The organism is Pseudomonas sp. BN417 (assembly GCF_029871205.1).
Taxonomy (GTDB): domain Bacteria; phylum Pseudomonadota; class Gammaproteobacteria; order Pseudomonadales; family Pseudomonadaceae; genus Metapseudomonas.
The window spans coordinates 71,540-88,989 of record NZ_SSOJ01000041.1; the positions used below are offsets into that span (position 1 = coordinate 71,540).

The 17,450-nt window shown below is 64.7% G+C and carries 15 protein-coding genes; 9 read left to right on the forward strand and 6 right to left on the reverse strand.

Annotated elements, in window-relative coordinates; translation table 11 throughout:
* Positions 1-60: 60 nt before the first annotated feature.
* Positions 61-1,011 carry a transcriptional regulator FeaR gene (gene feaR, locus E8F11_RS03835; RefSeq protein WP_280287478.1) on the forward strand — a complete coding sequence of 317 codons (951 nt, stop codon included), beginning with the start codon at positions 61-63 and terminating at the stop codon, positions 1,009-1,011.
* Between the two features lie 164 nt (positions 1,012-1,175).
* Here feaR and cmoB read toward each other — a convergent pair whose 3' ends face one another.
* The 6 genes from cmoB to lon form a co-directional block, all read right to left on the reverse strand.
* Complete coding sequence (cmoB, locus tag E8F11_RS03840; protein ID WP_280287479.1) at positions 1,176-2,144, reverse strand: tRNA 5-methoxyuridine(34)/uridine 5-oxyacetic acid(34) synthase CmoB; 969 nt, start codon at positions 2,142-2,144, stop codon at positions 1,176-1,178.
* Entirely contained in the window at positions 2,141-2,884 is a 744-nt protein-coding gene (gene cmoA / locus E8F11_RS03845; RefSeq protein WP_280287480.1) for a carboxy-S-adenosyl-L-methionine synthase CmoA, read from the reverse strand. Before cmoA ends, cmoB begins: the two co-directional genes overlap by 4 nt.
* Positions 2,885-2,949: 65 nt before the next feature.
* A complete protein-coding gene (locus tag E8F11_RS03850; protein WP_280287481.1) occupies positions 2,950-3,522 on the reverse strand; it encodes a hypothetical protein in 573 nt (190 codons plus the stop codon).
* Between the two features lie 26 nt (positions 3,523-3,548).
* Positions 3,549-4,238, reverse strand: a complete 690-nt coding sequence (locus E8F11_RS03855) for a lysoplasmalogenase (protein ID WP_280287482.1) — start codon at positions 4,236-4,238, stop codon at positions 3,549-3,551.
* A gap of 80 nt (positions 4,239-4,318) precedes the next feature.
* On the reverse strand, positions 4,319-4,723 hold the full coding sequence (locus tag E8F11_RS03860; RefSeq protein WP_280287483.1) for a protease inhibitor I42 family protein: 405 nt from the start codon (positions 4,721-4,723) through the stop codon (positions 4,319-4,321).
* A 191-nt stretch (positions 4,724-4,914) separates the two neighbouring features.
* Positions 4,915-7,314 (reverse strand): endopeptidase La, encoded by a 2,400-nt coding sequence (lon, locus tag E8F11_RS03865; protein WP_280287484.1) that lies wholly within the window; start codon positions 7,312-7,314, stop codon positions 4,915-4,917.
* 147 nt (positions 7,315-7,461) lie between these two features.
* Here lon and E8F11_RS03870 point away from each other — a divergent pair, with 147 nt between their 5' ends.
* The 8 genes from E8F11_RS03870 to E8F11_RS03905 form a co-directional block, all read left to right on the forward strand.
* Complete coding sequence (locus E8F11_RS03870; RefSeq protein ID WP_280287485.1) at positions 7,462-8,214, forward strand: AraC family transcriptional regulator; 753 nt, start codon at positions 7,462-7,464, stop codon at positions 8,212-8,214.
* A 766-nt stretch (positions 8,215-8,980) separates the two neighbouring features.
* Positions 8,981-10,474, forward strand: a complete 1,494-nt coding sequence (gene putP / locus E8F11_RS03875) for a sodium/proline symporter PutP (protein WP_280287487.1) — start codon at positions 8,981-8,983, stop codon at positions 10,472-10,474.
* A 368-nt stretch (positions 10,475-10,842) separates the two neighbouring features.
* Positions 10,843-12,798, forward strand: a complete 1,956-nt coding sequence (gene acs, locus E8F11_RS03880) for an acetate--CoA ligase (RefSeq protein WP_280287488.1) — start codon at positions 10,843-10,845, stop codon at positions 12,796-12,798.
* A 671-nt stretch (positions 12,799-13,469) separates the two neighbouring features.
* Positions 13,470-14,252 carry an ABC transporter substrate-binding protein gene (locus tag E8F11_RS03885; protein ID WP_280287489.1) on the forward strand — a complete coding sequence of 261 codons (783 nt, stop codon included), beginning with the start codon at positions 13,470-13,472 and terminating at the stop codon, positions 14,250-14,252.
* A 108-nt stretch (positions 14,253-14,360) separates the two neighbouring features.
* Positions 14,361-15,050 carry an ABC transporter permease gene (locus E8F11_RS03890; RefSeq protein ID WP_280287490.1) on the forward strand — a complete coding sequence of 230 codons (690 nt, stop codon included), beginning with the start codon at positions 14,361-14,363 and terminating at the stop codon, positions 15,048-15,050.
* Positions 15,047-15,745 carry an ABC transporter permease gene (locus E8F11_RS03895; protein WP_280287491.1) on the forward strand — a complete coding sequence of 233 codons (699 nt, stop codon included), beginning with the start codon at positions 15,047-15,049 and terminating at the stop codon, positions 15,743-15,745. Before E8F11_RS03890 ends, E8F11_RS03895 begins: the two co-directional genes overlap by 4 nt.
* A 4-nt stretch (positions 15,746-15,749) precedes the next feature.
* Entirely contained in the window at positions 15,750-16,862 is a 1,113-nt protein-coding gene (locus tag E8F11_RS03900) for a M14 family metallopeptidase (RefSeq protein ID WP_280287492.1), read from the forward strand.
* A gap of 19 nt (positions 16,863-16,881) precedes the next feature.
* Positions 16,882-17,450: ATP-binding cassette domain-containing protein (locus E8F11_RS03905; protein WP_280287493.1), on the forward strand; the 569-nt coding region annotated here is incomplete at its 3' end.

The following is a 17,450-nucleotide window of genomic DNA, read 5'->3' on the forward strand; positions in this document are numbered from 1 at the left end:
ACATGTTAATAATGTCGCCATAAAAACAACCGTGGCATTTGCCCGCTTCGGAGGTGTCCTGTGGTCGACCAAGCCGCCCGCCCCCAAGATTTCGATTCCTGGCTCCGCGCCCTGCAGGGCGTCTGCGGCCGCTTCGAGTCGCGTCCCACCCTCAACCACGGTCTGTTCATCGGCGAAATCGCTCGCCAGGACCTGTCCGGGCTGGAGGTGGCGCAGATTCGCACCAATGCCGGCGTGATCAGCCGCCAGCGCACGTCCATCGACCATGAAGACGACCGCCACTGCTTCCTCATCGTCCAGCGCAGCGGTCGCGCCCAGTTGCGCCAGGGCGGGGAGAGCATCGAACTGGCACCCGGCGACATGGCCCTGATGGACTCGGCCAGGGCCTGCGAAATAGTCCCCCACGGCCTGATCGAGCATGCGTCCTTCCACCTGTCCCGCGAGGAAGTCTGCCGCCACATGCCGGAGAGCCGGCCCAAGTTCGGCAAGCTCTCCCAGCACTGCGCCAGCGGCCGCGTACTGCGTACCCTGGTGGAGCAGATCTGCGGCGGCGAACTGGACGACTGCGCCGGCCTGGAGGAGGGCGATGCCCTGCAGGAAGCGTTGATCGCACTGCTGGCGCCGACCTTGAGGCAGCAGCAGGGCCACCCTGGCAGCGAAAGCGACGGCTCTCACATCGCCGGCCTGCGCAGCATGGCCCGGCAGCTGATCGACCAGTCCCTTTCCGAGCCCGGCCTGACGCCCTTGTCCCTGGCCAAACAGCTGAACATCTCGGTGCGCCAGCTCTACCGCCTGTTCGAGGAGCAGGGCGACAGCGTCTGCCGCTTCATCCAGCGGTCGCGCCTGAAACGCAGCGCCGCGGACCTTTCCAACCCGCGCTTGCGCAACGAGTCCATCACCGACATCGCATTTCGCTGGGGCTTCACCGACTCGGCGCATTTCAGCCGGACCTTCAAGAAGCACTTCGAGCAGTCGCCCAGGGAATATCGCGCCAGCGCCTTTCAGGGGTGACAGTCAGCCCGGTGCAGCGAATGAATAGAAGAAATCGATCCGCTGTAAGGAGCGGCTCCCTCTTCCGGCGGACAGGACTGGGGTAAGGGAAACCGAGGCCCGCTGGATTCGGCGGGCCGGGTTCGGTTCTGATGCGCGAAAGGCGGCGAAGCGGCCTCGGCCGATCAGGGCTTGCGCGCGATCAGCACGGCGCGTGCCGGGGCCGGCAGGCCTTCGATGGTGCGGCTGTGGTCGGCGGGGTCGAGGAATTCGGGTAGCGACTGGAAGCGCATCCACTCGGTGCTGCGCTGTTCCTCGACGCTGGTATAGCTGACATCCACGCAGCGTACGTCGACGAAGCCCGCGCGGCGCAGCCAGAGCTCCAGGGCGGGCACCGACGGCAGGAACCAGACGTTGCGCATCTGCGCGTAGCGGTCCTCGGGCATCAGCACCTGCTGGGCATCGCCTTCCACCACCAGGGTTTCCAGCACCAGTTCGCCGCCCCGGCGCAGGCAGTCTTTCAGGTCGAAGAGATGGTCGATGGGCGAACGGCGGTGGTAAAGCACGCCCATGGAGAACACCGTGTCGAAGCCTTCCAGCCGCGGCGGCAACTCTTCCAGCGCCAGCGGCAGGTGCCAGGCCGGCAGCTCGGGAAGGAAGCGCTTCATGGCGAGGAACTGGCAGAAGAACAGCCAGTTCGGGTCGATGCCCACCACGCTGTCGGCACCGGCGCCGAGCATGCGCCACTGGTAGTAGCCATTGCCGCAGCCGACATCCAGCACGCGGCGGCCGCGCAGGTCGAGATGGGGCGCCACTCGTGACCATTTCCAGTCCGAGCGCCATTCCGTATCGACGTGCACGCCGAACAGTTCGAAGGGCCCCTTGCGCCAGGGGATCAGCCCCTGCAGCGCAGTTTTCAATGCGGCGCGAGTCGCCTCGTCGCAGGGACCGTCCAGCAGGAAGCGCTGCGCCAGTTCGATCTCTGCCGGCTGCAGTGGGGGCAGGGCATTGACCGCGGCGCTCCAGCGCTCCAGGTCGCCATGGCCGACCGCCAGCTTGGCATCGAGTTGCCCGGGCAGGTCGGCTGCCCAGTCTTGCAGGAGAGTGCCCGCCAGCTGTTGCTGCAGGGCGTCGAGGTCCAGCGTACGAATCATGGCAGGGCGATCAGCGAGGCGAAGTTGAGGCACTGGAACCAGGGCACGACCTTGGAAAAGCCGGCCGCCAGTAGACGTGCACGGTGCTCCTCGAAGCTGTCGGGGTGCATGACATTCTCCAGGGCGCTGCGTTTCTGGGCGATTTCCAGCTCGCTGTAGCCGTTGGCGCGCTTGAAGGCGATATGCAGGTCGGTGAGCAACTGGTGTTCGTCGGCGTCCTCGAAGCGCAGCTTCTCCGAGAGGATCAGCGCGCCGCCGGGCAGCAGCGCCTGGCGGATGCGGGCGAGGAGTTCCTGGCGCTGCTCGCGGGGCACGAACTGCAGGGTGAAGTTCATCGCCACCAGGGAGCAGGGCTGGAGGTCCAGGGTGAGGATGTCCGCTTCCAGCACCTCCACCGGCAGCAGTTCCTGGAACATGGAGTCCTGGGCGTGCAGGTATTCACGGCAACGCTCCACCATGGCGTTGGAGTTATCCACAGCGATGACCCGGCAACCTTCGGCTTTCACGTGTCGGCGCAGTGCCTGGGTCACGGCGCCGAGCGAGCTGCCCAGGTCGTAGAGCGGAGTGCCGGCCTGGGCGAACTGGGCGGCCAGCACGCCGATGTTCTCGACAATCGTCGGGTAGCCCGGTACCGAGCGCTTGATCATGTCCGGGAAGACGCGGACCACGTCCTCGTTGAAAGCGAAGTCGGTGACTTGTGCCTGGGGGGTGGCGTAGATGCGATCGGGACTTTTGGTCACGGGCCGGTACCAGCAGCGGAAAAGGCCGGCATTCTAGCGGACTGCGCGGCGCGGCCAAACCACCCCTACTTCAACTGGTCGGAAAAGAACTCGCCCGCGCCCTGCAGGGGGCCCAGCGGGTTGCGCTTGACCTCGAAGCGGCGGATGTTCGGCTCGCCATTGCTCACCTTGTGCACGACCACATCGTCCACCAGCACGAACACCGCGCGGAACACCCAGCCCTGCAGCTCGCGGTTTTTGCGGAAGTTGAAGATGTCGGCCCAGAAGCTGCCCACCCGCTGGGTGTCGGTCTTGGTGAACTCGAAGGCATAGCCGATGCAGCGGTCCTTGGCTTCCAGGCACTTCATCAGGCCGTCGGGCAGGTAGTTGATGGGGACGTTGGGTTGTACGAACATCAGGCGCACGTCGATGAAGGAGAGCATCTTGCCGTTGCCCTGGATGAGCGGGTCGAAACCCAGGGAGAACAGCTCGGTCCGCGTCGTTATACCCGGCTGCGCCTGGGAGTAGCGGATCTCCGCATCGGTGTAATCCCGAAACGGCGACAGTACTTCGGCGCGCTCGCTGGGCAGCAGACTTCCGCAACCTGCGAGAAGAACTGTCCAGCACAGCAAACCCCACAGTCGCATCAGACCGCCCATCGCACGCTCCGTATTTGAGTGTCCGCCTAATTCCTATAGCCGATTTCCGACTCAGCTGCCGACGGTTTTTCCGAGCGGTGGAGAGTGGGTTCGCGAGTCATCGCCGAGGCGGCTATTCCCCATTGACCGAGCCAGTAACTGAGGATGATGAGGTAACTCGCGCTGGCGAAAGGGGATACGAAACGATTGATGCCGATCAGGCTGTCGGAAATCACGAAGAGCGTCGCGCCCCCGGCAGCCAGGAGCGCCGACTGGCGGTCCAGACCCGCACCCAGGCGGGCAAGGGCACGCCAGAGCATGGCGCTGATGGCCAGTGCGTAGCAGGCCACGGGTAGCAGGAGGTTGCCCAGACCGCCAGTGGCGAGCAGGGCGAATATGGCTCCGCCGGCGGCGGCAGCCGCCAGCAGCGGCAGCGGTGCGAGCTGGCGGCTGGCCAGCAGGTAGGCGCGCAGGTAGGCCAGGTGGGCAAGCAGGAAGGCGCCAAGGCCGAAGACGAAAAGGTCGGTGGGCCACTCCAGCAGGATGTCGCCGAGCATCGACAGCGACAGTCCGACGGCGATCCAGTGTCGGTAGGGGCCCACCGGGGCACCGCGCAACCAGAACAGCAGCGCCAGGATGGGCAGCGGTTTGCTCCAGAAACACAACCCGTCCAGTTCCAGCGTACGGCCGGTGAGGAAGGCCAGCACGCCGGCCAGCCCGAAGATCAAGGTGCCCATAGGCGCCCCGCGAGTTCGTCAGGGCACGACTATGGAAGTACGCCGTTGCGCCCGCCAGGCGGCGGACGCCAGCGAAGCGGTCATTTGACGCTGACCTGGCAGTCGAAGGACTCGGCCGGCGCCACGTCGGTCTCCCAGGGGCGCTGGTAATCCAGGTGCAGGCGGCCTTCACCAGGTTGGCTCGCCTTGAAGCGCCAGGTGGATTGGCCGGCGCTGCCCACGAGGCCCGCGTCTTCCGGCGTCGAGTAGACCTCCGGGCCGAGGCTCTGCAGCACGTTGGTGGCGGCATCGCGCACCACCCAGCGGAAGCCGGTGGTGGGGTTGCTGGGCAGGGTCAGCACCAGGGGTTGGCCCTGGCTGAGATCAAGCGGGCAATCGCTCTGCTGGTCCTGGATCACCACGGGACCGGTCGGCTGCTGAGCGCAGCCGGCGAGCAGGGCGAAGCCCAGGGGCAACAGCAGGCGAGGGGCGGGGGCGAGTGACATCGGCGGCTCCGTCATCAAGGGCGGAGCCAGCATACCGGCTGGCTCCGCCCTTGCGTAGGCTCGGATCGAAAAGAGACTGCGCCGAGTGTTGGGACTGGGGTCGTAGGGTGCGCCGTGCGCACCGGGAGATTCGCGCGGAGGCTGTGGGAGCGATTTCAATCGCGAATGAATTCGCTCCTACAAGGGCCGGCTCAGTCGAACAGCACCCTGGCCACATCGCTGAAGCGGCGGGCGAAATGCACGGTCACGCCTTCCTTTAGGTAGTCCGGCAGCTCCTCGAAGGCGCCGCGGTTGGCCTCGGGCAGGATCAGCTCGAAGATCTTCTGCCGGCGCGCGGCGATGACCTTCTCGCGCACGCCGCCAATGGGCAGCACCTGACCGGTGAGGGTCAACTCGCCGGTCATGGCCACCCCTTTCTTCGGTGCCTGGTTGCGGGCCAGGGAGAGCAGGGCGCTGGCCATGGTGACGCCGGCGCTGGGACCGTCCTTGGGAGTGGCGCCTTCCGGCACGTGGAGGTGGACGAAGGCCTGGTCGAAGAAAGTCGGGTCGCCGCCGTACTGCTTCAGGTGCGAGCTGATGTAGCTGTGGGCGATCTCCGCCGACTCCTTCATCACTTCACCCAGCTGGCCGGTGAGCTTGAAACCGCGGTTGAGGGTGTGGATGCGCGTCGCCTCGATCGGCAGGGTGGCGCCGCCCAGGCTGGTCCAGGCCAGGCCGGTAATCACGCCAATGCCCGCCAGCAGCTGTTCCTTGCGGAAGGGCGCCAGGCCGAGGTAGTGCTCCAGGTCCTTCTGCCCGACCTTGATCTTCGCCTCGGGCTCTTCCAGGAGACGCACCACCGACTTGCGGATGATCTTGCCCAGCTGCTTTTCCAGTTGGCGCACGCCGGCCTCGCGGGCATAGCCCTCGATCACCGAGGTCAGCGCGCTGTCGGTGATGGCCAGGCGCTCCTTCGGCACGCCGGTGCGTTCCAGCAGGCGCGGCCAGAGATGGCGCTTGGCGATGGCGTGCTTCTCTTCGGTGATGTAGCCGGAGAGGCGGATGGTCTCCATGCGGTCCAGCAGCGGGCCGGGGATGGCGTCCAGGGTGTTGGCCGTGCAGACGAAGAGCACCTTGGACAGGTCCAGGCGCAGGTCCAGGTAATGGTCGAGGAATTCGACGTTCTGTTCCGGATCCAGGGTCTCCAGCAGGGCCGAGGCCGGGTCGCCCTGGTAGCTGGCACCGAGCTTGTCGATCTCGTCGAGCATGATGACCGGGTTCATCACCTCCACTTCCTTCAGCGCCTGGACCAGCTTGCCGGGCAGGGCGCCGATATAAGTGCGGCGGTGGCCCTTGATCTCCGCCTCGTCGCGCATGCCGCCGACGCTGAAGCGGTAGAAGGGGCGGCCCAGGGATTCGGCGATGGACTTGCCGATGCTGGTCTTGCCGACGCCGGGCGGGCCCACCAGCAGCACGATGGAGCCGGAGATCTCGCCCTTGAAGGCGCCCACCGCGAGGAATTCGAGGATGCGGTTCTTCACGTCGTCCAGGCCGGCGTGGTGTCTGTCCAGCACCTTGCGGGCGTGTTTCAGGTCGAGGCGGTCCTTGCCGTAGACGCCCCAGGGCACAGCGGTTGCCCAGTCCAGGTAGTTGCGAGTGACGGCGTATTCCGGCGAGCCGGTTTCCAGGATCGACAGCTTGTTCAGCTCTTCGTCGATGCGTTTGCGCGCCTGATCGGGCAGGACCTTGCCGTCCAGGCGGGCGCGGAAGCCGTCGGCGTCGGCACTCTTGTCGTCCTTGGTGATGCCCAGTTCCTGCTGGATGATCTTCAGCTGTTCCTTGAGGAAGAATTCGCGCTGGTGCTGGCCGATCTTGCGGTTCACCTCGGCGGACAACTCGCTCTGCAGTCGAGCGACCTCCACCTCCTTGCGCAGCATTGGCAGGACTCTTTCCATGCGCTTGAGCACCGGCACCGTATCCAGCACTTCCTGCAGCTCACGGGCGGGGGCGGTGGTCAGGGCGGCGGCGAAGTCAGTGAGCGGCGAAGGGTCGTTGGGGCTGAAGCGATTCAGGTAGTTCTTCAACTCCTCGCTGTACAAGGGGTTCAGCGGCAGCAGTTCCTTGATCGCGTTGATCAGCGCCATGCCGTAGGCCTTGACCTCGTCACGCGGGTCCAGGGGGCTTTGCGGATAATCCACCTCCACCAGGTAGGGCGGGCGATGGCGCTTCAGCCAGCCGCGGATGCGTACCCGCGACAGGCCCTGGGCGACGAACTGCAGCTTGCCGCCGTCGCGGCTGGCATGGTGCACCCGCACCAGGGTGCCGTGCTCGGGCAGGGTGCTGGTGTCGAAGTGGCGCGGGTCTTCCGGCGGGTTCTCCATGAAGAACAGCGCCAGGCAGTGGTGGTCGGTCTTGGCCACCAGCTCCAGGGTTTCCGCCCAGGGCTCTTCATTGACGATCACCGGCAGCACCTGGGCCGGGAAGAACGGGCGGTTGTGGATGGGGATGATGTAGACCTTGTCCGGCAGCGACTGGCCAGGCAGCGCCAGGCCTGTCCGCTGGCTGGAAGTGGCTTCTTCGACGATGTCGGCGTTGATGTCCTGATCGCTCATGGGGGCACCTGGCAGTTGGCTCGTTTAGCGTAGATGGGGCAGGGCAACTGGCATTTCAACCGGCCGAGCGGCTGGTGCTCCGTCTGGCGGCGCTGGGCAATTGGCGGCGCCATCGCTAGAATGCGCAAATTTTGATCAAGCCGCCCCATGCTCGAAGCCCGCCTCCTGCGCCTGGACGACCAGGCTCACCACCACGCCCACGATCATCACCAGTTGGTGCTGTCCCTTGCCGGCCGCGCCGAATTCGAGGTGGATGGCCGTGGTGGCGAGGTCTGCCGCATGCGCGCCTGCCTGGTGCCGGGCGATGCCGGGCACCAGTTCGCCGGCATGGGCGAGAACCGCATGCTGATCCTCGACCTGGATGAGCAGGGCACCTCGGCCGAGGATCTCGACCTGCTCGGCCGCCTCTTCGAGACCCCGCGCTATCCCGAGCTGGATGCGGATTTCCAGAACCTGCTGAGCTATGCCGGCGCGGAACTCGCCCGCTACGGCAGCGATCCGCTGCTGGCGCGTTCCCTGGGCGGCATCCTGCTGCGCGCCCTCTACCTGCGGCTGTTCGGTGAAGTGAAGCGGCGTCCGGCCGGCAGCCTCGATATCGAACGCCTGGACGGCTACATCCAGGGCAACCTGGCCCGGCGCATCAGCGTCGCCGAACTGGCCCAGGTCGCCTGCCTCAGCCCCAGCCACTTCCACGCCCAGTTCAAGGACTGCGTGGGCCTCACGCCCCACCAGTACCTCCTGAAAACCCGCCTCGACCGAGCGGCCCGCCTGCTGCGTGAGAGCGACCAGCCCCTGGTGCGCATTGCCGAGGAATGCGGGTTCTCCAGCCAGAGCGCCCTGACCACGGCCATGCGCCGTTATCTCGGCCTGACTCCCAAACGCCTGCGCGGCGCCGAATAAGCCCAACCACCCCCTCCCGAGTTGTCGCCTGGGCAGGCCAGTCATCGGTATTGCTCGTGTGGGAGCAACCCGTTGGTTGTCGGCTATCGCAACCTGAATTTACATTCCTGATGTGCGGTTGTACTTGATGGCGCAACCCGGCTTCCCGGCCAATCCGGATTTTTGGGCGAAATGTCCGACACTTCTGACGGGCGGCAGGTTGCACCTTTTGGCGGAAAGTTCCCTGAATCAGAGTATTCGATAAAGGAATCAGAGAATCCGACAAGAAAGGCGGAGTGCCATATCTCTAAATTCCGCACTCGCCTTACGGGGTGCCGGGAACGAGAAGCGTTCTTGCGGGCCGGTGAGGTTGTACTAGACCCAATAGAATTGTTTTCCACATAGAGGAGGGGGCGTGATGTCGGCAGCAAGTCACGTCGTGCGGGGTGAATCCATCCAGGCCCGCATTGCCACCTTCCCTTCCGATGTCGTATGCGGCCTGTTGACCCTCATGCCTCCTGATTTCCGCGTGATCCGCGGCTTTTGCGGGGTATCTCGGGAATTCCACTGATTCGCATGGCGGACTGAGCCTCCCGGGGCTTGGTTCTCTATTGCATTGGCAGGGCCGGATGCCCTGCAAGCATTGCTCGACGAGGATTGTCCGGCCCCTGTCGCCGACGTGGTCGAGGATCAAACCGGTAGCCGTCACAAGCGTCTGCCAAATAGCAACCACGGGAGCGGACAACCCGCCGCCCCGAATAAAAACAAACGAGCAGGGGAGACCCCCATGAGTATGAGCAACCCGATGCTGATCACCTTCGTGATCTATATCGCGGCCATGGTGCTGATCGGCTTCGCCGCCTATCGCTCCACCAACAACCTTTCCGACTACATCCTGGGTGGCCGCAGCCTCGGCAGCTTCGTTACCGCGCTGTCCGCCGGCGCCTCCGACATGAGCGGCTGGCTGCTGATGGGCCTGCCGGGTGCCGTCTACCTCTCCGGTCTCTCCGAAAGCTGGATCGCCATTGGCCTGATCATTGGCGCCTACCTCAACTGGCTGCTGGTCGCCGGCCGTCTGCGCGTGCAGACCGAGCACAATGGCAACGCCCTGACCCTGCCGGACTACTTCACCAACCGCTTCGAAGACAACAGCCGCATCCTGCGCATCTTCTCCGCCGTGGTGATCCTGGTGTTCTTCACCATCTACTGCGCTTCCGGCGTCGTCGCCGGTGCCCGCCTGTTCGAGAGCACCTTCGGCATCTCCTACGAAACCGCCCTCTGGGCCGGTGCCGCGGCCACCATCTGCTACACCTTCGTCGGTGGTTTCCTGGCAGTCAGCTGGACCGATACCGTCCAGGCCAGCCTGATGATCTTCGCCCTGATCCTCACCCCGGTCATCGTAATGATCGCCACCGGCGGCATGGACACCACCTTCGTGGCCATCGAAATGAAGGATGCCGCCAATTTCGACATGCTCAAGGGCGCCAGCTTCGTCGGCGTGATCTCGCTGCTCGCCTGGGGCCTGGGCTACTTCGGCCAGCCGCACATCCTGGCGCGCTTCATGGCTGCCGATTCGGTCAAGTCCATTCCGAACGCCCGCCGCATCTCCATGACCTGGATGATCCTCTGCCTGGGTGGCGCGGTAGCCGTCGGCTTCTTCGGCATCGCCTACTTCTCCGCCCATCCGGACCAGGCGGGTGCCGTGACCCAGAACCATGAGCGCGTGTTCATCGAACTGGCCAAGATCCTCTTCAACCCCTGGATCGCCGGCGTGCTGCTGTCCGCCATCCTGGCTGCGGTGATGTCCACCCTGAGCTGCCAGCTGCTGGTGTGCTCCAGCGCCCTGACCGAAGACTTCTACAAGGCCTTCTTCCGCAAGAACGCCAGCCAGGCCGAACTGGTCTGGGTCGGTCGCGCCATGGTGCTGCTGGTGGCCGTGATTTCCATCGTTATTGCCGCTGACCCGGAGAGCAAGGTGCTGGGCCTGGTGTCCTACGCCTGGGCCGGCTTCGGTGCCGCCTTCGGTCCGGTGGTGATCCTGTCCCTGGTCTGGAAAGGCATGACCCGCAACGGCGCCCTGGCCGGCATGATTCTCGGTGCTGTAAGCGTGGTGGTCTGGAAGAACTTCTTCGGCTGGACCGGCCTGTACGAGATCATTCCGGGCTTCATCCTCTGCACCCTCGGCATCCTGATCTTCAGCCGCATCGGCAACGGCCCGTCCGCCGCGATGGTCCAGCGCTTCGACGAAGCCGAGAAGGAATACCAGGACGCCCACGTCTGACTCTGTACGGCGCGCGGCCGGTCGTCCGCGTGCCGTCAGCCGGGCTCGATGCCCGGGCTCTCACCAACGACCCGATAGTGCTTCGCCGGCCCATGTCTTCGGACATGGGCCGGTTTTTTTTGCCTGGATGGTTCCTCGGCTCGTTCTGGGCGGCGTGCAAGAGCGTTGCTCGCGACGCTCTTGCACGCCGCCCGTTCGCGAGCAGAGCTCGCTCCTACGAATCATCGCCAGGTTTGTCGACGAGAATGCGGTTCCAGGGGCTTCGACCATAGTCCGTATTTGGTAAGACCATGGTCGAATGGCCCTACAGAGGGCCGGGGGATACAAAAGGCGCCATACAAAAACAACTACCCACCGAGGTATGACCCATGAGTGCTGCTTCTCTGTATCCGGTCCGCCCTGAAGTGGCCGCCCAGTCCCTGACGGACGAGGCGACCTACAAAGCCATGTACCAGCAGTCCGTGATCAATCCCGATGGCTTCTGGCGTGAGCAGGCCAAGCGCATCGACTGGATCAAGCCTTTCACCAAGGTGAAGCAGACCTCTTTCGACGACCACCACGTCGACATCAAGTGGTTCGCCGACGGCACCCTCAACGTCTCCGCCAACTGCCTGGACCGTCACCTCGCCGAGCGTGGCGACCAGGTCGCGATCATCTGGGAAGGCGACGACCCTGCCGAGCACGAGCACATCACCTACCGCGACCTCCACGAGCGCGTCTGCAAGTTCGCCAACGCCCTGCGCGGCCAGGACGTGCACCGTGGCGACGTAGTGACCATCTACATGCCGATGATCCCGGAAGCCGTGGTCGCCATGCTGGCCTGTACCCGCATCGGCGCGATCCACTCCGTGGTGTTCGGCGGCTTCTCCCCCGAGGCGCTGGCCGGCCGTATCATCGATTGCCGCTCCAAGGTGGTGATCACCGCTGACGAGGGTCTGCGTGGCGGCAAGAAGACCCCGCTGAAGGCCAATGTCGACGACGCGCTGACCAACCCCGAGACCAGCAGCGTGCAGAAGATCATCGTGGTCAAGCGCACCGGTGGCGAGATCAAGTGGAACCAGCACCGCGACGTCTGGTACGAGGACCTGATGAAAGTGGCGGGCAGCACCTGCGCGCCGAAGGAAATGGGTGCCGAGGACCCGCTGTTCATCCTCTACACCTCCGGCTCCACCGGCAAACCCAAGGGCGTGCTGCATACCACCGGCGGCTACCTGACCTACGCCTCGCTGACCCATGAGCGCGTGTTCGACTACCGTCCGGGCGAAGTCTTCTGGTGCACCGCCGACATCGGCTGGGTCACCGGCCACACCTACCTGGTCTATGGCCCGCTGGCCAACGGCGCCACCACCGTCATGTTCGAGGGTGTGCCGAACTACCCGGACATGACCCGTGTCGCCAAGATCGTCGACAAGCACAAGGTCAACATCCTCTACACCGCCCCGACAGCCATCCGCGCCATGATGGCCGAAGGCAAGGCCGCGGTCGAAGGCGCCGACGGCTCCAGCTTGCGCCTGCTGGGTTCGGTGGGCGAACCGATCAACCCCGAGGCCTGGCACTGGTACTACGAGAACGTCGGCCAGGGCCGTTGCCCGATCGTCGACACCTGGTGGCAGACCGAGACCGGCGCCTGCCTGATGACCCCGCTGCCGGGCGCGCATGCGCTGAAGCCGGGTTCCGCCGCGCGGCCGTTCTTCGGCGTGCAGCCGGCGCTGGTGGATAACCTGGGCAACATCATCGAGGGGGCCGCGGAAGGCAACCTGGTGATAATCGATTCCTGGCCGGGCCAGGCGCGGACCCTGTACGGCGACCACGATCGCTTCGTCGACACCTACTTCAAGACCTTCAAGGGCATGTACTTCACCGGCGACGGCGCCCGTCGCGACGAAGACGGCTACTGGTGGATCACCGGCCGCGTGGACGACGTGCTCAACGTCTCCGGGCACCGCATGGGCACCGCCGAGATCGAAAGCGCCATGGTCGCCCACCCGAAAGTCGCCGAGGCCGCAGTGGTTGGCGTACCGCACGACATCAAGGGCCAGGGCATCTACGTCTACGTGACCCTGAATGCCGGCGAGGAGTCCACCGAGCAACTGCGCCAGGAGCTGAGAAACTGGGTGCGCAAGGAAATCGGTCCGATCGCCACCCCCGATGTGATCCAGTGGGCTCCGGGCCTTCCGAAGACCCGCTCGGGCAAGATCATGCGCCGTATCCTGCGCAAGATCGCCGTCGCCGAATACGATGCCCTCGGCGACATATCCACCCTGGCTGATCCCGGCGTGGTGCAACACCTCATCGATACCCACCGCACCATGCAGGCAGCCTGACCCGGCCCTGCCGCAAAACCCCGCCCCGGCCACAAGCCGGGGCGGGGTTTTGCATTTGTGGGCGAGGTATCAGGGTGAACTGTGCTTGGTGTAGGAGCGAGCTTGCTCGCGAAAGGTGGCGCTCGGGCTGTTCGCGAGCAAGAACTCGGCGTCCCCCTCGCTCCCACAAGTCCGGCTGGTGCGCCGCTCGCGCTAAATACCGACTTAATATCGGTTTTTCGGCATGGCGGGGAAGGGGAGTCGCTCCAGGTAACATCTCGCGTTACGCCGTGCGCCCATTCGATTCCTTCGGGAACGCAATGGATCGTTCCGGGGCATTCTCCAGCTTGTTCGGAACAAGTCGAAATCCTGGAGACGCCAGAAACTAAGGCTTCTCTATTTTTTGGCCTGATAATTGCTGAAGTACCAGGTTCTATAACATCTGTTTCCGGCACTTTTCCTCGCGCCTGTCAATCCTCTTCCTCCCCCTCTCCAGCGCTTCTGTAATTTGTTGTCGCATTGAAGAAATATCGACTTAAGGGCTGTGGCTAGAATGCCGCACACCCAGTCGGAGCCTTTTGCCCACAGACTTCAGCCGGCAAAGACGACGACTCTTTCTACAATTTCGTGGACCGTCTGGGCGAATTCTCACGCTGCCGACAGAAGCCATACCCCTTTGAAGGAGTCATAAGATGAAGAAGATTGTACTTCTCGGCGCCATGGCGCTGTCCCTGTTGTCGCCGCTGGCCGCCATTGCCGATGATGCCAAGCCTCTGCGTATCGGTATCGAAGCCGCCTACCCGCCCTTCGCCTACAAGACTCCGGACGGCAAGATCACCGGCTTCGACTACGACATCGGCAACGCCCTGTGCGAAGAGATGAAGGTCAAGTGCCAGTGGATCGAGCAGGAATTCGATGGCCTGATCCCGGCCCTGAAGGTGCGCAAGTTCGACGCCGTGCTGTCGTCCATGACCATCACCGAAGAGCGCAAGAAGTCCGTGGACTTCACCGGCAAGTACTACCAGACCCCGGTCAAGCTGGCGATGAAGGCCGGCACCGTGATCAACGATCCGCTGGCTGATCTGAAGGGCAAGAAGGTCGGCGTGCAGCGCGCCTCGGTCTACGACCGCTACGCCACCGAGGTCTACGCACCGGCCGGTATCGAAGTGGTGCGCTACAGCTCGCAGAACGAAATCTTCCTCGACATGACCGCCGGCCGCCTCGACGCGACCCTGGCGGATGCGGTGAACATCGACGACGGCTTCCTCAAGACCGACGCCGGCAAGGGATTCGCCCTGGTGGGTCCGGACTACACCGAGCAGAAGTACTTCGGTGAGGGCGCCGGCATCGCCGTGCGCAAGGGTGACAAGGCCCTGGCCGACAAGATCACCGCTGCCATCGCCGCCATCCGCGCCAACGGCAAGTACAAGGAAGTACAGGACAAGTACTTCAAGTTCGACGTCTACGGCGAGTAATCGCTTTTCCCAGAAAGTGGCACAAACTTCAGATAGCGGTTTGTGCCACTTTTTCGTTGTAGCGGTGCCGTCCGGCTCGGTCCGGCGCGCTGCATGAGGATCTGAATCATGCTCAACGGCTACGGCTCGACCATTCTCGATGGTGCCTGGCTCACCCTGTTGCTGGCCTTGTCGTCCATCACCATGGCGGTGGTGCTCGGTCTGATCGGTGCGGCTTTCCGACTCTCTCCGATCAGGTGGCTGTCCATCCTGGGCGAGACCTATGCCACCGTGATCCGCGGCATCCCGGACCTGGTGCTGATCCTGCTGATCTTCTACGGCGGCCAGCAGGTGGTGAACATCGTGGCGCCCATGGTCGGCTATGAGGATTACATCGACCTGGACCCCTTCTGGTCCGGCGTCTTCACCCTCGGCTTCATCTTCGGTGCCTACCTCTCGGAAACCTTCCGCGGTGCCTTCATGGCGATCCCCAAAGGGCAGGGCGAGGCCGGCCTGGCCTATGGCATGAGCGGGACCAAGGTGTTCTTCCGCATCCTGGTGCCGCAGATGATCCGCCTGGCGATTCCCGGCTTCACCAACAACTGGCTGGTGATGACCAAGGCCACCGCGCTGATCTCGGTGGTCGGCCTGCAGGACATGATGTTCAAGGCCAAGAGCGCAGCGGACGCGACCCGTGAACCCTTCACCTTCTATCTCGCGGTAGCGGCGCTCTACCTGGTGCTGACCAGCGTTTCCCTGCTGGCCCTGCGCTACATGGAAAGGCGCTACTCGGCAGGCATCAAGGCGGCTGAACTATGATCTTCGACTACAACGTGATCTGGGAGAGCCTGCCGCTCTACTTCGGCGGCGTGCTGGTGACCCTCAAGCTCCTGGCGATCTCCCTGGCCCTGGGCCTGGCCGCCGCCGTACCGCTGGCGCTGATGCGGGTGTCCAAGCAGCCCTGGGTGAACCTCCCGGCCTGGCTCTACACCTACGTGATCCGCGGCACCCCCATGCTGGTGCAGCTGTTCCTCATCTATTACGGCCTGGCCCAGTTCGAGGCGGTGCGCGAAAGCGCGTTCTGGCCCTACCTGTCCAACGCCACCTTCTGCGCCTGCCTGGCGTTTGCCGTCAACACCAGCGCCTACACCGCGGAAATCCTCGCCGGCAGCATCAAGGCCACGCCCCATGGCGAGATCGAGGCGGCCAAGGCCATGGGCATGTCTCGCGCCAAGCTGTACCGCCGCATCCTGCTGCCGTCGGCCCTGCGTCGCGCACTGCCGCAGTACAGCAACGAAGTCATCATGATGCTGCACACCACCAGCCTGGCGTCCATCGTCACCCTGATCGACATCACCGGCGCCGCGCGCACCGTGAACTCGCAGTACTACCTGCCGTTCGAGGCCTTCATCACCGCCGGCGCGTTCTACCTGTGCCTGACCTTCATCCTGGTGCGCCTGTTCAAGGCCGCCGAGCGTCGCTACCTGGCCTACCTGGCCCCGCGCAGGGCCTGATGCCATGCAACGTATCGATCATGAACTGCCCTGGGGTTGCCTGGGGACCCGCCGTCAGCTGACGGTCTTCCGTTTCGGCAGCGGTGGGCGCAAGGCCTATATCCAGGCCTCGTTGCACGCCGATGAGCTGCCGGGGATGCGTGTGGCGGTGGAGCTCAAGTGCCGCCTGCGCGAACTGGAAGAGCAGGGCCGCCTGACCGGCCTGATCGAACTGGCGCCGGTGGCCAACCCCATCGGCCTCGGCCAACTGCTCCAGGCGACCCAGCAGGGCCGCTTCGAGTTCGGCAGCGGCAAGAACTTCAACCGCGACTTCCCTGATCTGGCCAGCCTGGTGGCGCCCCGAGTGGATGCGCGCCTGGGCACCGATGCCGAGGCCAACGTTGCGCTGATCCGCCAGGCGATGCAGGAAGCCTTCGCCGCGCTGCCGCCGGCGGGTTCCGAGCTGAGCGGCCTGCAGCGACTGCTGCTGCAGCACGCCTGCGACGCCGACCTGGTGCTGGACCTGCATTGCGACTTCGAGGCCGCCGTGCACCTCTATTGCCTGCCGCAGCACGGGGCTGCGCTGCGTTCACTGGCGGCACGCCTGCACGCGGGCGCCGTGCTGACCGCCGAAGACTCCGGCGGCAACTCCTTCGACGAATCCTGCTCGTTGCCCTGGCTGCGCCTGGCGCAACGTTTTGCCCAGGCCGCGATTCCCCCGGCCTGCATGGCGACCACGGTCGAGCTGGGCGGCATGGCGGACACCGACAAGCCGCTCGCCGAGGCGCGTGCCGAAGCCATCCTGGCCTACCTTGCCGAGCAGGGGCTGATCGCTGGCGAGTGGCCGGCTGCGCCGCAAGAGAGCTGCGAGCCAACGCCCTTCGAGGGCGCCGAATACCTCTACGCGCCCCATGCCGGGGTGGTGAGCTTCCTGCAACCCGCCGGGGCCAGGGTCAAGGCGGGCGACCCGCTGTTCGAGGTGATCGATCCGCTGGATGACCGCCACGCCGTGGTGCGCGCGTCGGTGGATGGAGTGCTGTTCGCGCGCGAACGTACGCGTTTCGCGCAACCTGGACTGTGGCTGGCCAAGGTGGCCGGCCGTGAACCCATTCGTCAGGGACGCCTGCTGAGCGACTGAGCCAAACGAGACCTAGACCATGTACAAACTGGAAGTCCAAGACCTGCACAAGCGCTATGGCAGCCACGAAGTGCTCAAGGGCGTGTCCCTGGCGGCCAAGGCGGGCGACGTCATCAGCATCATCGGCTCGAGCGGCTCGGGGAAGAGTACCTTCCTGCGCTGCATCAACATGCTGGAGCAGCCCCACGGCGGCAAGATCCTCCTCAATGGCGAGGAGCTGAAGCTGGTGGCCAACAGGGACGGCGGCCTCAAGGCCGCCGACGCCAAGCAGCTGCAGCGCATGCGCTCGCGCCTGGCGATGGTGTTCCAGCACTTCAACCTCTGGTCGCACATGAGCGCCCTGGAGAACGTCATCGAAGCACCGGTCCATGTCCTCGGCGTGGCAAAAAAGGAAGCCATCGAAAAGGCCGAGCACTACCTGGCCAAGGTCGGCGTGGCGCACCGCAAGGACGCCTATCCGTCGCACATGTCCGGCGGCGAGCAGCAGCGCGTGGCCATCGCCCGTGCCCTGGCCGTGGAGCCGGAAGTGATGCTCTTCGACGAGCCCACTTCGGCCCTGGACCCCGAGCTGGTGGGTGAAGTGCTCAA

Excerpts from the sequence above, each read along its gene's own strand:
- E8F11_RS03900 (WP_280287492.1), top strand. The coding sequence starts at position 15,750 with ATGCAACGTATCGATCATGAACTGCCCTGGGGTTGCCTGGGGACCCGC.
- putP (WP_280287487.1), top strand. The coding sequence starts at position 8,981 with ATGAGTATGAGCAACCCGATGCTGATCACCTTCGTGATCTATATCGCG.
- cmoB (WP_280287479.1), bottom strand. The coding sequence starts at position 2,144 with ATGATTCGTACGCTGGACCTCGACGCCCTGCAGCAACAGCTGGCGGGC.
- E8F11_RS03890 (WP_280287490.1), top strand. The coding sequence starts at position 14,361 with ATGCTCAACGGCTACGGCTCGACCATTCTCGATGGTGCCTGGCTCACC.
- E8F11_RS03855 (WP_280287482.1), bottom strand. The coding sequence starts at position 4,238 with ATGGGCACCTTGATCTTCGGGCTGGCCGGCGTGCTGGCCTTCCTCACC.
- E8F11_RS03895 (WP_280287491.1), top strand. The coding sequence starts at position 15,047 with ATGATCTTCGACTACAACGTGATCTGGGAGAGCCTGCCGCTCTACTTC.
- E8F11_RS03870 (WP_280287485.1), top strand. The coding sequence starts at position 7,462 with ATGCTCGAAGCCCGCCTCCTGCGCCTGGACGACCAGGCTCACCACCAC.
- lon (WP_280287484.1), bottom strand. The coding sequence starts at position 7,314 with ATGAGCGATCAGGACATCAACGCCGACATCGTCGAAGAAGCCACTTCC.
- acs (WP_280287488.1), top strand. The coding sequence starts at position 10,843 with ATGAGTGCTGCTTCTCTGTATCCGGTCCGCCCTGAAGTGGCCGCCCAG.
- E8F11_RS03885 (WP_280287489.1), top strand. The coding sequence starts at position 13,470 with ATGAAGAAGATTGTACTTCTCGGCGCCATGGCGCTGTCCCTGTTGTCG.
- E8F11_RS03860 (WP_280287483.1), bottom strand. The coding sequence starts at position 4,723 with ATGTCACTCGCCCCCGCCCCTCGCCTGCTGTTGCCCCTGGGCTTCGCC.
- E8F11_RS03850 (WP_280287481.1), bottom strand. The coding sequence starts at position 3,522 with ATGGGCGGTCTGATGCGACTGTGGGGTTTGCTGTGCTGGACAGTTCTT.